The sequence below is a fragment of the Actinoalloteichus sp. AHMU CJ021 genome (assembly GCF_002895405.1).
GTDB lineage: Bacteria > Actinomycetota > Actinomycetes > Mycobacteriales > Pseudonocardiaceae > Actinoalloteichus_B > Actinoalloteichus_B caeruleus.
This window is the reverse complement of record NZ_CP025990.1, coordinates 1,395,372-1,408,453: the sequence shown is the minus strand read 5'-3', so window position 1 is coordinate 1,408,453 and position 13,082 is coordinate 1,395,372. Positions and strand designations below refer to the sequence as shown.

The window sequence follows — 13,082 nt, the reverse complement described above, 5'->3', positions numbered from 1 at the left end:
CACCCTTGGAGCCCGTGAACGATCGCATCGAACTCCGGGTGTTCACCGAACCCCAGCAGGGCGCCACCTACACCGACCTGCTCCGCGTCGCGCGGTGCGCCGAGTCGGCCGGTTACGGCGCCTTCTTCCGTTCCGACCACTACCTGAAGATGGGCTCGGTCTCCGGCCTGCCCGGCCCCACCGACGCCTGGGTGACCCTGGGCGGCATCGCGCGGGAGACCAGCACGATCCGGCTGGGCACCCTCGTGACCGCCGGGACCTTCCGCCTGCCCGGTCCGCTCGCCATCACCGTCGCCCAGGTCGACGAGATGTCCGGCGGCCGGGTGGACCTGGGCCTGGGCACCGGCTGGTACGCCGAGGAGCACGCCGCCTACGGTGTTCCGTTCCCGCCGCTGGCCGAACGGTTCGACCGCTTCGAGGAGCAGCTGGAGATCATCACCGGTCTCTGGGGCACGCCGGAGGGTGAGACCTTCGACTACGAGGGACGGCACTACCAGATCAGCGACTCGCCGGCGCTGCCCAAGCCGGTGCAGCGGCCACGGCCGCCACTCGTGCTCGGCGGGAAGGGCAAGAAGCGCACGCCGGAGCTGGCCGCCCGGTTCGCCGACGAGTTCAACCTGCCCTTCGTCGACATGGAGACGGCGGCGGAGCAGTTCGAACGGGTGGACCGGGCCGCCGTCGCGGCCGGGCGGCGCGCGGGCGACATCCTCCGGTCGGCCGCGCTGGTGCTGTGCGTCGGCCGGGACGAGCCGGAGGTGGCCCGCCGCGCCGCCGCGATCGGCCGGGAGGTGCCGGAACTGCGGGAGAACGGGCTCGCCGGCACGCCGGGCGAGATCGTCGACCGGATCGGGCAGTGGCGGGAGCGGACCGGTGTCCGTCGGCTCTACCTCCAGGTGCTCGACCTGGCTGACCTCGACCACCTGGAGGTGGTCGCCTCGGAGGTGGCGCCCCAGCTCGGGTGATGGCCCGCCTCAGCCGGCGGACTGGATCCGGGAGTCGAGGGCGAAGGTGACCGCTCCGGCCCCGGCCGGTTCCGCCGGCTCCGGCCGGGCGGGTCGGTGGGTCACCGGCAGCGCGCCCTCCAGCGCGTCGAGCACCGCCCGCTCGACGAGCGGCAGGACCTCGGCGACGGTCACGGTCCGCCCGAGCTCCGCGGTCAGGGACGTGGTGCCCGCGTCGCTGATCCCGCAGGGCACGATGCGGTCCCACGCCGACATGTCGGGATCGCAGTTGATCTCCAGGCCGTGCATGGTCACGCCCCGCTGCACCCGGATGCCGAGCGCGGCGATCTTGCGTTCGCCACCCCGCTCGTCGGCGGGCACCCAGACGCCGCTGCGGCCCTCGACCCGCCCGGTGCGCACGCCCAGCTGGTCGCACACCGAGATCAGCGCCTGCTCCAACCTCCGGACGTAGTCCACGACGTCGACCGGTTCGGCGAGTTCGACGATCGGGTAGCCGACCAGCTGACCGGGGCCGTGCCAGGTGATCATCCCGCCCCGGTCGACGTCGATGACCGGGGTGCCGTCCTGCGGTTTGTCCGCCGGCCGGGTCCGCTTGCCCGCCGTGTACACGGAGGGGTGTTCGAGCAGGAGGAGGGTGTCGGGCCCGTCACCGGCCTGCCTGGCAGCGACCAGTTCGCGCTGGAGGTCCCAGGCCCGCTGGTACTCGATGAGCCCGAGATGCCGCACGACCACCTGGTCGCTCGCCGACCGGCACGAGGTGGACGGGGCGGAGCGGAGGGGTTCGTCGTTGCTGCGCACGGACCTGACCCTACGCCCGGCCGCGCGCGGGTCGCCGGCGTGGCCGGCGTGGTGCGCGCGACGCCACAGGCGAGGACGTGCGACCGCGTTCCCGGCTCAGTCGTTCAACGCGGCCACGAGGGCGGAGTTCAGCGCGGGGTGGTGGAAGTGGAACCCGTGTTCGGAGAGGGCCTTCGGCACGGCTCGCTGGCCGGTGAGCACCAACTCGTCGGCGATCTGGCCCAGGAGGGCGCGCAGCGCCACCCCGGGAACGACCCAGGGCGCCGGGCGCCCCAACGCGGTCGACATCACGCGGGTGAACTCGGCGTTGGTCACCGGCGCGGGCGCGGTGAGGTTCACGGGGCCGTCGAGGCCGTCGGTCTCCAGTACGAACCGGAGCGCCGCCAGCTCGTCGTCCATGCCGATCCACGACAGGTACTGGCCGCCGCTGCCCAGCCGGCCCCCCAGCATCAGGGAGAAGAGCGGCCGCAGCGTGCCGAGCAGTCCACCTCCGGAGCTGAGCACGATGCCGTTCCTGGCCAGGACGACGCGGGCGCCGGCCTCCCGCGCGGGGCGCACCGCGTCCTCCCAGTCGCGGCACAGCTCCGCGAGGAACCCCGACCCGAGCGGGGCGGTCTCGTCCACGGCGCGGTCCCCGGTGTCGCCGTAGTAGCCCACGGCGGAGGCGTTGACGAGCACCGGGATCCGGTGTTCGGCGACGGCGGTGCTGAGGACCTCGGTGGGCACGAGCCGGCTGTCACGCAGCACCTGTTTCCTGGCGTGGTTCCACCGGCGCCCGAAGATCGACGCCCCGCACAGGTTCACCACCGCGTCGGCGCCCTCCAGCGCGTCGTGGGGCACGTGGCCGGCGGGCGGGTCCCAACTCCGTTCGCTGGCCGCCCTCGCCGGTCGGCGGACGAGGCGCACCACCTCGTGACCGGTGTCCTCGAGAGCGGAGACCAGGGCGGAGCCGACAAGACCTGAGGAACCAGCGACCACGACGCGCATTCCTTGATCGTGACGCATCGGCGTCGTCGACGCGACTCCGTCCCGCTCCGGTCGGTCGCCCCGCCGGCGGGCACGGAGGGAGCGACGGGATCGTGGTGGGCAGGCGAACCGGTCGACCGCTGTCGGAGCACAGCGTCGGGGTGGCCCTCCCGCCGTCCCGGCATCGAACGGCGCCGGGCCCCGCCACCGGTGGTGGCGGGGCCCGGGGTCAGCGGGGGTGGCGGCGTCAGAGACCGAGGTCGGACTCGAACGCGCCCTCCTCCAGCCGCTGCTTGATGGTCGCCAGGAACCGGGCGGCGTCGGCGCCGTCCACCAGGCGGTGGTCGTAGGACAGCGCGAGGTAGACCATCGACCGGATGGCGATGGTGTCGCCGCCGGACTCGTCGCTCACCACGACGGGCCGCTTCACGACGGCCCCGGTGCCGAGGATGCCGACCTGCGGCTGGGCGAAGATCGGCGTGTCGAACAGCGCGCCCCGGCTGCCCGTGTTGGTCAGCGTGAAGGTGCCACCGCTGAGCTCGTCGGGCGTGATCTTGTTCGTCCTGGTCCGCTCGGCGACGTCCGCGATCTTGCGGGCGAGCCCGGCGAGGTTCAGGTCACCAGCGTTGTGCACCACCGGGACCATCAGGCCGCGATCGGTGTCCACCGCGATCACCAGGTGCTCGGCACCGTGGTAGGTGACCTCCTTCTTCTCCAGGTTCATGGAGGCGTTCAGCTGCGGGTGCTGCTTGAGCGCCTCCACCGTGGCCTTGGCGAAGAACGGGAGGAAGGACAGGCCCACGCCCTCACGGGCGGCGAAGGCCGCCTTGGCCCTGGCCCGCAGCCGGGCGATCCGGGTGACGTCGACCTCGACGACGGTGGTGAGCTGCGCGGCGGTCTGCAACGACTCGACCATGCGGGTGGCGAGCACCTGCCGCAGCCGCGACAGCTTCTCGGTCCGGCCCCGGAGCTCGCTCTCCCGCACGGGCTCCGGCGTGGGCGCGGAGCCCGTGGCCGGAGCGGGCGCCTGCTGCGCGGGGGCCTTCTTGGCCTCGACGGCGGCGAGCACGTCCTGCTTGCGGATCCGGCCACCGACACCCGAGCCCTGGAGGGTGTTCAGGTCGATGCCGTTCTCGTTGGCGAGCTTGCGCACCAGCGGGGTGACGTAGGGGTTCCCCCCGCCGTCCGCGCTCGGCTGCGCCTGCTGCGGCGCGGCCGGAGCGGGCGCCGGAGCGGGTTCCTCCGACGGGGCCGAGGGCCGAGGGGCGGGAGCCGGTGCCTCGGCGGGGGCCTCCTGGGCGGGGGCCTCCTGAACGGGCGCCGGGGCGGGCTCCGGGGCGGCGGCCTGGGCCGGCGCGCCGGACCCGATGACCGCGAGTCGTCCGCCCACCTCGACGGTCTCGTCCTCGCCCGCCACGATCTCCAGCAGCGTGCCGGCGACCGGGGAGGGGATCTCGGTGTCGACCTTGTCGGTGGAGACCTCGAGCAGGGGCTCGTCGACCTCGACGCTGTCCCCGACGTTCTTCAGCCACCGGGTGACGGTGCCCTCGGTGACGCTCTCACCCAGTGCGGGCATCTCCACCGATGTGCCCTCGGCGGAGCCGCCGCCGTTGCCGGCCCCGGACGCCGCCGGCTGCGGGGCCGGGGCGGGCTGCTCGGCGGGCTGGGGAGTCGGCGCTGGGGACTCGGCCGGCTGCTCCTGGGCGGCGGGGGCGGAAGCCGGCTCCTCACCCGAACCGTCGTCGAGCTGGGCCAGTTCGGCGCCGACCTCGACGGTCTCGTCCTCCTGGGCGATGATCCGCCGCAGTACTCCGGCGGCGGGGGAGGGGATCTCGGTGTCGACCTTGTCGGTGGAGACCTCGAGCAGGGGCTCGTCGACCTCGACCCGGTCGCCTTCCTTCTTCAACCACCGTGTGACGGTGCCCTCGGTGACACTCTCACCGAGCGCCGGCATCTGGACGGAGAAGGCCATCTTTTCGCTGACTCCTCGTGCTAGTCGCTCGTGGGACTTAGTTCCTCGCTCCGGCTTCAGCCGTGCGCGTGCAGGGGCTTACCGGCCAAGGCGAGATGTGCCTCCCCGAGAGCCTCGTTCTGGGTGGGGTGGGCGTGCACCAGCTCGGCGACCTCGCCGGGGAACGCCTCCCAGTTGTAGATCAGTTGTGCCTCGCCGATCAGTTCGCCGACCCGGGCGCCGATCATGTGCACGCCGACCACGGGACCGTCCTGGCCCTTGGCGCCGGCCTTGACCAGCTTCACGGCCCCGGAGGTCTTCAGGATCTGGCTCTTGCCGTTGCCGCCGAGGTCGTAGACGAGGGTCTGGACCTCGCCGTACTTCTCCTTCGCGGCGGTCTCGGTCAGCCCGACGGACGCGACCTCGGGCTCGCAGTAGGTGACCCGGGGGATACCGGCCTCGTCGATGGTGGACGGGTTCAGCCCGGCGATCTCCTCCGCGACGAAGATGCCCTGCTGGAAGCCCCGGTGCGCGAGCTGGAGACCGGGGACCAGGTCGCCGACGGCGAAGACGCCCGGCACGCTGGTCCGCAGGCGCTCGTCGGTCACCACGAAGCCCCGGTCGGTCGCGACGCCGACCTCCTCGAAGCCGTGACCCGCGCTGTTGGGGCCACGCCCCACGGCGACCAGCAGCAGGTCCGCGTCCAGCTGCTCCCCGGACTCCAGGTTCACCGACACCGAGGTGTCGTCCTGGGTGACCCCGGTGAAGCGCACCCCGGTCTTGAAGGTGATCCCCCGGCGGCGGAACGCGCGCTCCAACTGCTTGGAGAGGTACTCGTCCTCGTTGGGCACCAGGCGGGGCAGGGCCTCGACCACGGTGACCTCGGCGCCGAAGGACCGCCACACGCTGGCGAACTCCACGCCGATGACCCCGCCACCGAGCACGACGACCCGCTCCGGCACGAAGTCCAGGTTCAGCGCCTGGTCGCTGGTGACCACGCGGCCGCCGATGTCCAGGCCGGGCAGGCTGCGCGCGTAGGAACCGGTGGCGAGCACGACGTGGCGGCCGGTGTAGGTGACGCCCTCCGCCTCGACGGTGGTCGGGGAGGTCAGCGTGCCGGCGGCGTTGACGTAGGTGATGCCCCTCGACTTCACCAGGCCCTGGAGGCCCTTGAAGAGGCGGTTGACGACACCGTCCTTGTACGAGTTGACCCCGGCGATGTCGATGCCCTCCAGGGAGCTCTTCACGCCGAACTGATCACCATCCCGGGCCGAGTCGGCCACCTCGGCGGCGTGCAGCAGCGCCTTGGTCGGGATGCAGCCGCGGTGCAGGCAGGTTCCTCCGAGTTTGTCCTTCTCGACCAGGACAACGGACAGACCCAGCTCTGCCGCGCGCAGCGCGCACGCGTAGCCGCCGGAGCCGCCGCCGAGGATCACCAGATCGGCGGAGGTGTCAGTCACGGGATCTCCTTGACAGGCAGGTTGGCGAATCGCTTACGGATACACCCTAGGCCGGTCGGCGGGGTACCCGGTGCCATCTTGTCACCACGTATCGCCAGTTGGCGAAGGGGTCCGGCTGGGCGGCCCCCCTCGGCGGGATCAGATCACCCAGGGTGCACGCGCCGGGTCGTGCGCGTGGTGGTCGACGGGAACGGGCCGTCCGCCGAAACCGTTGCGGAGGAGGGACCCGTGGCCCGAGCCCTGCTGGCAGGATCGGGACAAGCGAACAGGAGGTGTCCGTTGTGGGTCTTTTCGATCGGTTCCGACGTCGTCGCCAGCGTCCCGGGACGCTGCGTACCTCGTCCAAAGCCGACACCAGCCACCTGGAGGAGTGGGCGGCGTCCCGGCGCGGCGTCGAGGCGTACGTGGAGCCGAGGACGGCGGTGACCGAGACGACCGTGGTCCTGATCGCGCACGACGGGGAGTGGACGCGGAGACGCATCGACGGCCCCGAGGGCGCGAAGCAGTTCGCCAGGAAGCTGAGCATGCCGGTCTACGACGTGGCCCTCGTCGGGTATCCGCAGCGGATGCGCGACTACACGGCCCGGCAGCGCGCCTTACGCAAGCGATCCGAGCGGGAGGGGCGGACCGACTGAACGCCCGGTCCGCCCTCCCGAACCCCGAGGGGACGACCACGCGGCGGGTGGCGGGGGTCGCGAAGTGATCTGGCTCAACTTCGCGACCCCGGGCGTGCCGCCGGCGGGTCGGGTCAGCCGTGTTCGGCGATGTCGGCGAGCACGGCGGCGATGGTGCGCACCGGCAGCCCGGTGCCGCCCTTGGGCGTGTAGCCCCAGGGGCCCTTGTCGTTGAAGGCCGGGCCGGCGATGTCGATGTGCGCCCAGGGCAGGCCGTCCTTCACGAACTCCCGGAGGAAGTGGCCGGCGGACAGCATCCCGCCCCAGCGGTGGCCGGTGACGTTCGCCAGGTCCGCGAGCTTGGAGTCGAGGTCCCCGCGCAGCTCCTCCGGCAGCGGCATCGCCCACCCGCCCTCACCGGTGGCCCTGGCGATCTCCGCGACCCGGTCGCGGAACTCGTCCTCGCCCATGACGCCCGGGGTGCGCTTGCCGAGGGCCACGACCTGCGCGCCGGTCAGGGTGGAGGTCTCGATCAGGTAGTCGGGGTCGTCCTCGGCGGCCCGGGTGATGGCGTCGGCGAGGACAAGGCGTCCCTCCGCGTCGGTGTTGAGCACCTCGACGGTCTTGCCGCCGTACATGGTGAGCACGTCACCGGGCCGGTAGGCGGTGCCGGAGGGGAGGTTCTCGGCGAGCGGGACGTGCGCGATGACCTCCAGCGGGTACCTCAACCGCGCCGCGAGCACGACGCTGGCCACCACGGCGGCGGCGCCGGACATGTCCGAGGTCATCTGGTCCATGTCCGCCGGCGGCTTGAGGGAGATGCCGCCGCTGTCGAAGGTGATGCCCTTCCCGACCAGCGCGACCTTCTTCACGGCCCGAGGGTGGGCGTAGCGCAGGCGCAGCAGCCTCGGCCCGCGCGTCGAGCCGCCGCCCACGCCGAGGATGCCGCCGTACCCGCCCTTGCGCAGGCCCTTCTCGTCGAGGACCTCGATGTCGACCCCGGCTTCCTTGGCCAGGTCGGCGGCCCGCTCGGCGAACGACTCGGGGAACAGGTCGTTCGGCGGGGTGTTCACCAGGTCCCTGGCGGTGTTCACGGCGGAGGCGATGGCGGTGGCCGCCTTCAGCGTGGCCTGCGGGTCACCCTCGACGCCCGGGGGGAGCGCGAACTCCACCCGCCCGACCGGGCCATCACCCGGTTCGGTGCGGTACCGGGTGAAGCGGTAGGCGCCGAGCAGCGTGCCCTGCGCCGCCGCCCCGAGGTCCAGCAGCGACAGCAGGCTGACCGCGTGGCCGGTGCCGGCCAGCGCGCGGGCGGCCGCCCCGGCCGCCCGCCGCACCTGCTCGGCGGTGACCTGCTCCTCGGGCCCCGACGACGACCCGAGACCGGTCGCCACCACCACCGTGGCCGGCACCGCGCCGCGCGCGGGGATCTTGACGACCTCGTCGGCCTTGCCCTTGGCGCCGACCGCGGCCAACAGGTCCACCAGTCCACCGCCGAAGGCCGAGTCCACCTCGGCGGAACCCGGGGCGAGCGTGAGCCCGTCCGGTCCGGCGAGCGTCCCGATGATCAGGGCGTCGGCACTGGCACCGATAGGGTCACTGTCGGTGATGGCGAGCGTGGGTGCGGTCACGGCGGCTCCTTCGCTTGTCGTCTTGGTCATCCGCCGTCGGCGCCGTGGGCGCCGGCCGGCGGATCTGCGAATGTTAGCGCCGGACCAGCCGTGAGCTGGTGAGACCGTTGCCGACGAGAACGGTGGGGGAGTGGGGATCATGGACCGCGAGGCGCGAGGGGGTGGGGCCGTGGACGCGGGGACGAGGTCGCGGCGTCGCTCCGGCCGGCGGTGGGGCTCGCCCGGAGTGGTCGCCGACCTCGTGGCGGCGTCGGTCGGGGCCGGTGCCCTGCTCGGTGTCGCCTCGCTGGCCGGCGCGGCCGGGTGGTGGGCGCTGGCCGGTCTGCCCGTCGCGTTCCTGGTGGCCCTGTGCTGCGCTTCCTCCGCCCTGGTCATGCGGGCCTCGGTGGCCCACTCCTCGGGGGACTACCTGTCGACCCGGGACCAGCTGGGGGAGGTGCCGTCCCGGCTGGGCAACGTCGCCTTCCTGGTCGGGTACGGCCTCGCCGGAGCCGCGGTGGCCGGCGCGGCGGGCCGGTACGTCTGGCCGGAGCGGCCGCTGATCGCGTCGGCGGGCCTCGTGGTGGCGGCCCTGTCGGGAGTCGCGGCCCGGCTCGAACGGCCCCGGGGGGTGCGTTGGGGTCTCCCGCTGTTCGTGGTCGGCGTCCTCGGCCTGGTGGTGGCCGCCGCCGTGGGGGTGGACCCGGTGGCGTCCGGTTCGGCCACGGTGGTCGGGAGGGACTACGACTCGCTGCTCGGCGGGGTGGCGGGCGCGGCGGGGCTGTGGTTCTTCGCCATCGCCGGCTTCGACCGGGTGGTTCCCTCCACCGAGCGGCGGGACGACGGCCCGTCCGGCCCCGAGGACGAGGGATCCGTCCTCGGCGGCGGGATGCCGGGCAGGGGCGCGGTCGCCCTCGGGTTGGGGGTGGTCGGGCTGGTCCAGGCGGCGGTGCTGGCCGGGGCGCTGCACCAGCTCGGCGCGGACCGGTTGGCGTTGGCGCCCGCTCCGCTGCTCGACCTGCTGGTCGCGTCCGACGCCACGCCCCTGTCCCGTCTCGTGCGGTTGGCCGCCGCGTTGGCGGCACTGGCCGTCCTGGTCCCGGTGCTGCGCCGGCTCCGGGACGGGGTGCGGGTGCTGGCCATCGAACGGGACCTCCCCCTGGTCCTGGCGGGGCGGGGGCGGGGTGGCGCCGCTCGGCCTCCCGAACTCGCCGTGGCGGTCCTGGTGTTACCGCCGCTGCTGGTCCTTGACCCGGCCATCTCGATGGCGGTGGCCGCGTGCCTCCTGCTCGTCCACTACGCCTTCGTCAACGCCGCGGCACGGGTGCTCATGGCCGATGAGCGGAACTGGCCGATGCGTCTCGCCTGCACTGGCATGTTCGGTTCGGTCATCCTCGCGCTGAGCCTTCCGGTGGTGGCGCTGGTGACGAGCGGGCTGGTGCTGCTGGGGGGATCGGCCGTCCTCGCCCTGTGGGCGAGGTGGCGGCACCGGAGCCCGTGACGCACCTCCGCGGTCACACGACCTTCGACTTTCCGGGGGAGGCGCCGCGTGGCGCGCCACGGGTAGCGTTCGGCCCGTGACTTCGCCAACACCATCGCCCGAGTCCCGTTCCGACGACACCGGCCAGCCCGCCGGGACGCACTCAGCGCGGGGGCCCAGGAGGGGGCCGCTGCACGCCAACCACGAGCGGCGGGGCGCGACCTTCGCCCCGTTCGGCGGATGGGAGATGCCCATCCAGTACGCCGACGGCGGGGTGGTCGCCGAACACACGGCGGTCCGCGAGGCGGTGGGCGTGTTCGACGTCTCCCACCTGGGCAAGGCCACCGTGGCCGGCGCGGGGGCCTCGGATTTCGTCAACGCGTGCCTGACCAACGACCTCGGCCGGATCGGACCGGGGCAGGCCCAGTACACCCTGTGCTGCGCCGAGGACGGCGGGGTCGTCGACGACCTGATCGCCTACCTGGTGAACGACGACGAGGTGTTCCTGGTGCCCAACGCCGCCAACACCGCCGAGGTCGCCGACCGGCTGCGCCGGGTCGCCCCCGACGGGATCAGCGTGACCGACCAGCACACCGACCTCGCCGTCCTCGCGGTGCAGGGGCCCCGTTCGCGGGCGGTGCTGGAGGCGACCGGCCTGCCGGCCGACCTGGACTACATGGCCTTCGTCGACGTCGAGCACGGGGGCCGGCGACTGCGGATCTGCCGCACCGGCTACACCGGGGAGCACGGCTACGAGCTGGTCGTCGACAGCGACGGGGCCTCCGACCTCTTCGAGGCCCTGCTGGCCGCCGCCGGCGAGGAGGGCGGCCGGGCCTGCGGGTTGGGCGCGCGGGACACGCTGCGGACCGAGATGGGCTACCCGCTGCACGGCCAGGACCTGTCCCGGGAGATCAGCCCGCTGCAGGGCGGTGCCCGGTGGGCGGTGGGCTGGCGGAAGGACGCGTTCTGGGGGCGGGAGGCGTTGCTCGGGGAGAAGGCCGAGGGGCCGAGGCGCCGGCTGCGGGCACTCCGGGCCACCGGTCGGGGCATCCCCCGCTCGGGGATGCCGGTGCTGGACGGGCAGGGCGCGGTGATCGGCCGCACGACGTCGGGGACCTTCTCCCCGTCCCTGCGGGTCGGTATCGCCCTGGCGTTGGTGGACTCCGCCGCCGGTGTCGACCTCGGTGCCGAGGTCGTGGTCGACGTTCGGGGCCGCCCGCTGCCGTGTGAGGTGGTCAAGCCTCCGTTCGTGCCGTCCCACGTCCGATGAGGACGAACGAGGGACGACCGGGGCCGGGTACGCGCTGGGCCGCCGGCGCGGAGATCCTGTTCCGTTTCCTGCGCCCCGACGGCACCGTCAGCGCGGTGCACCCGGCCCGGGTCGTCTCCGACGACGGTGCCGCCGTGCTCTGCTGGGTCCTCGGCGGCACCGAGATCGTCGCGACCCGCCTGCCGGACGGCCGGCTGGTGCGGGAGGCGCCGCTCGAGCAGCGCTTCGTGTTGGGTCGGCGTCCCTGCCGGTCGCACTGGACGGGCAGTTCCACCCTCCGCTGGGTACCGGAGGGCCAGTGGGCCTCGGTGTGGTGGTTCTTCGGCCCTGACGGCGACTTCCTCGGCTGGTACGTGAACCTGGAGATCCCGTGTGGTCGGACGCCGTTCGGCGTGGACCGCCTCGACGGGGTGCTCGACGTCTTCGTCCGACCGGATCGGACGTGGGAGTGGAAGGACGAGGACGAACTGGTCGCCGCCCTCGCGGCGGGGCGGGTGACCGAGGAGCAGGCGGTGCTGCTGCGGGCGGAGGGCGAACGCATGATCGCGCTCGCCGAGGCCGGTGCGTTCCCCTTCGACGGCAGCCACCTCGATCCGCCCGACCCGGACTGGCCCCGTCCCGAGCTGCCGGCGTGGACGTGCCCCCCGGAGGTGGACCCGCTGCCGAGTTGAGCCGCACCAGGGCGGTGACCAGCGCCTTCGGGGCACGACGGGATACTCGGACCTCCGACACTCCGAGACTCGATTCTCGGAGAGGGGAGAAAGTACTAGTCTGCACGCCATGACGCCCGAGACGCCCTTCACCAGGACCCTCACCGACCGACCGGCCTCTGCCGCGGAGCGGGCGAAGGTACTGGAGAACCCGGGTTTCGGTCGGTTCTTCACCGATCACATGGTGCGCGTCGACTGGGACGAGGACCTCGGGTGGCACGACGCGGCGCTGCTGCCCTACCAGGACCTGGCCCTGGACCCCGCGAGCATGGTGCTGCACTACGGGCAGGCGGTCTTCGAGGGGCTCAAGGCCTACCACCAGCCCGACGGTTCGGTCGCCACCTTCCGCCCCGGGTTGAACGCCGAGCGGTTCCGGGCCTCGGCCCGCCGGCTCGCGATGCCCGAACTCCCCGACGAGCTGTTCCTCGGGTCGCTCACCGAACTCGTCACCGTGGACCGCGACTGGGTTCCCCTCGGCGGGGAGGAGTCGCTGTACCTGCGGCCGTTCATGATCTCCACCGAGGTGGGGCTCGGCGTGCGACCGGCGAACCGCTACTCCTACCTGCTGATCGCCTCGCCGGCGGGGGCGTACTTCACGGGTGGGGTGAAACCGGTCAGCGTCTGGTTGTCCACCGAGTACGTGCGGGCCGCCCCCGGGGGGACGGGCGCCGCGAAGTTCGCGGGGAACTACGCGGCCTCGCTGCTCGCGCAGGCCGAGGCGGCCGCGCAGGGCTGCGACCAGGTCGTCTGGTTGGACGCCGTGGAGCGCCGCTGGATCGAGGAGATGGGCGGCATGAACCTCGCCTTCGTCTTCGGCGAGGGGGCGGGGGCGCGACTCGTGACGCCGGCGCTGACCGGCACCCTGCTGCCGGGGATCACCCGCCGCTCGCTCCTCGAACTCGCCTCCGACCTGGGCCTTCCCGTCGAGGAGCGGCGGATCTCCACCGAGGAGTGGGAGGCAGGGGCGGCGTCGGGGGAGATCACCGAGGTCTTCGCGTGCGGCACCGCCGCCGTGATCACCCCGGTGGGCCGGGTGCGGCACGCTGGCGGTGAGTTCGTGGTCGGTGACGGGGGGACCGGTCCGGTGACGGCTCGCCTGCGGGACCGGCTGACGTCGTTGCAGCGGGGGTTGTCGCCCGACCCGCACGGCTGGATGCGCACGCTGGCCTGACTCCGGGGAGCCAGGCTTCGGCCCCGCCGTTCCCGGGCAGCGGTCCTCGTGCGCCGGCCGGCCACGAGGACGGCTCGGGAACGGTCGGCC

11 protein-coding genes are annotated in these 13,082 nt (G+C 73.2%); 6 read left to right on the top strand and 5 right to left on the bottom strand.

The genetic code is table 11. The features are described from left to right. Window positions 1–26: 26 nt before the first annotated feature. Entirely contained in the window at window positions 27–962 is a 936-nt protein-coding gene (locus tag C1701_RS05695) for an LLM class F420-dependent oxidoreductase (RefSeq protein ID WP_103056977.1), read from the top strand. A gap of 9 nt (window positions 963–971) precedes the next feature. On the opposite strand, the gene lipB is transcribed toward C1701_RS05695, so the two are convergent. From lipB to lpdA, 4 genes are all read right to left on the bottom strand, one after another. Beyond that, the gene (lipB, locus tag C1701_RS05690) at window positions 972–1,760 is read right to left on the bottom strand and encodes a lipoyl(octanoyl) transferase LipB (RefSeq protein WP_026418195.1); all 789 of its coding nucleotides are present in this window, start codon (window positions 1,758–1,760) and stop codon (window positions 972–974) included. 96 nt (window positions 1,761–1,856) lie between these two features. Then, complete coding sequence (locus tag C1701_RS05685) at window positions 1,857–2,747, bottom strand: TIGR01777 family oxidoreductase (RefSeq protein ID WP_026418196.1); 891 nt, start codon at window positions 2,745–2,747, stop codon at window positions 1,857–1,859. Between the two features lie 226 nt (window positions 2,748–2,973). Then, the gene (gene sucB, locus C1701_RS05680; protein WP_026418197.1) at window positions 2,974–4,698 is read right to left on the bottom strand and encodes a 2-oxoglutarate dehydrogenase, E2 component, dihydrolipoamide succinyltransferase; all 1,725 of its coding nucleotides are present in this window, start codon (window positions 4,696–4,698) and stop codon (window positions 2,974–2,976) included. A gap of 56 nt (window positions 4,699–4,754) precedes the next feature. Beyond that, window positions 4,755–6,137, bottom strand: a complete 1,383-nt coding sequence (gene lpdA, locus C1701_RS05675; protein ID WP_026418198.1) for a dihydrolipoyl dehydrogenase — start codon at window positions 6,135–6,137, stop codon at window positions 4,755–4,757. A gap of 281 nt (window positions 6,138–6,418) precedes the next feature. Here lpdA and C1701_RS05670 point away from each other — a divergent pair, with 281 nt between their 5' ends. Further along, window positions 6,419–6,772, top strand: coding sequence for an oxidoreductase (locus C1701_RS05670; protein WP_026418199.1), 354 nt, complete (start codon window positions 6,419–6,421; stop codon window positions 6,770–6,772). A gap of 113 nt (window positions 6,773–6,885) precedes the next feature. Here C1701_RS05670 and C1701_RS05665 read toward each other — a convergent pair whose 3' ends face one another. Continuing rightward, the gene (locus C1701_RS05665) at window positions 6,886–8,382 is read right to left on the bottom strand and encodes a leucyl aminopeptidase (RefSeq protein ID WP_026418200.1); all 1,497 of its coding nucleotides are present in this window, start codon (window positions 8,380–8,382) and stop codon (window positions 6,886–6,888) included. A 139-nt stretch (window positions 8,383–8,521) separates the two neighbouring features. On the opposite strand from C1701_RS05665, the gene C1701_RS05660 reads away from it, so the two are divergent. From C1701_RS05660 to C1701_RS05645, 4 genes are all read left to right on the top strand, one after another. Next, complete coding sequence (locus C1701_RS05660) at window positions 8,522–9,862, top strand: hypothetical protein (RefSeq protein ID WP_155886077.1); 1,341 nt, start codon at window positions 8,522–8,524, stop codon at window positions 9,860–9,862. Between the two features lie 76 nt (window positions 9,863–9,938). Next, entirely contained in the window at window positions 9,939–11,111 is a 1,173-nt protein-coding gene (gene gcvT / locus C1701_RS05655; RefSeq protein WP_081715337.1) for a glycine cleavage system aminomethyltransferase GcvT, read from the top strand. After that, window positions 11,108–11,782 carry a DUF402 domain-containing protein gene (locus C1701_RS05650; protein WP_026418202.1) on the top strand — a complete coding sequence of 225 codons (675 nt, stop codon included), beginning with the start codon at window positions 11,108–11,110 and terminating at the stop codon, window positions 11,780–11,782. The genes gcvT and C1701_RS05650 overlap by 4 nt, the downstream gene beginning before the upstream one ends. Window positions 11,783–11,891: 109 nt before the next feature. Beyond that, entirely contained in the window at window positions 11,892–12,992 is a 1,101-nt protein-coding gene (locus tag C1701_RS05645; RefSeq protein ID WP_103055643.1) for a branched-chain amino acid aminotransferase, read from the top strand. The last annotated feature ends 90 nt before the right edge of the window (window positions 12,993–13,082 follow it).

What these genes read in the sequence shown, in the direction of transcription:
- C1701_RS05685 (WP_026418196.1), bottom strand. Translation starts at nt 2,747, where the DNA reads ATGCGCGTCGTGGTCGCTGGTTCCTCAGGTCTTGTCGGCTCCGCCCTG.
- sucB (WP_026418197.1), bottom strand. Translation starts at nt 4,698, where the DNA reads ATGGCCTTCTCCGTCCAGATGCCGGCGCTCGGTGAGAGTGTCACCGAG.
- C1701_RS05660 (WP_155886077.1), top strand. Translation starts at nt 8,522, where the DNA reads ATGGACCGCGAGGCGCGAGGGGGTGGGGCCGTGGACGCGGGGACGAGG.
- C1701_RS05650 (WP_026418202.1), top strand. Translation starts at nt 11,108, where the DNA reads ATGAGGACGAACGAGGGACGACCGGGGCCGGGTACGCGCTGGGCCGCC.
- C1701_RS05645 (WP_103055643.1), top strand. Translation starts at nt 11,892, where the DNA reads ATGACGCCCGAGACGCCCTTCACCAGGACCCTCACCGACCGACCGGCC.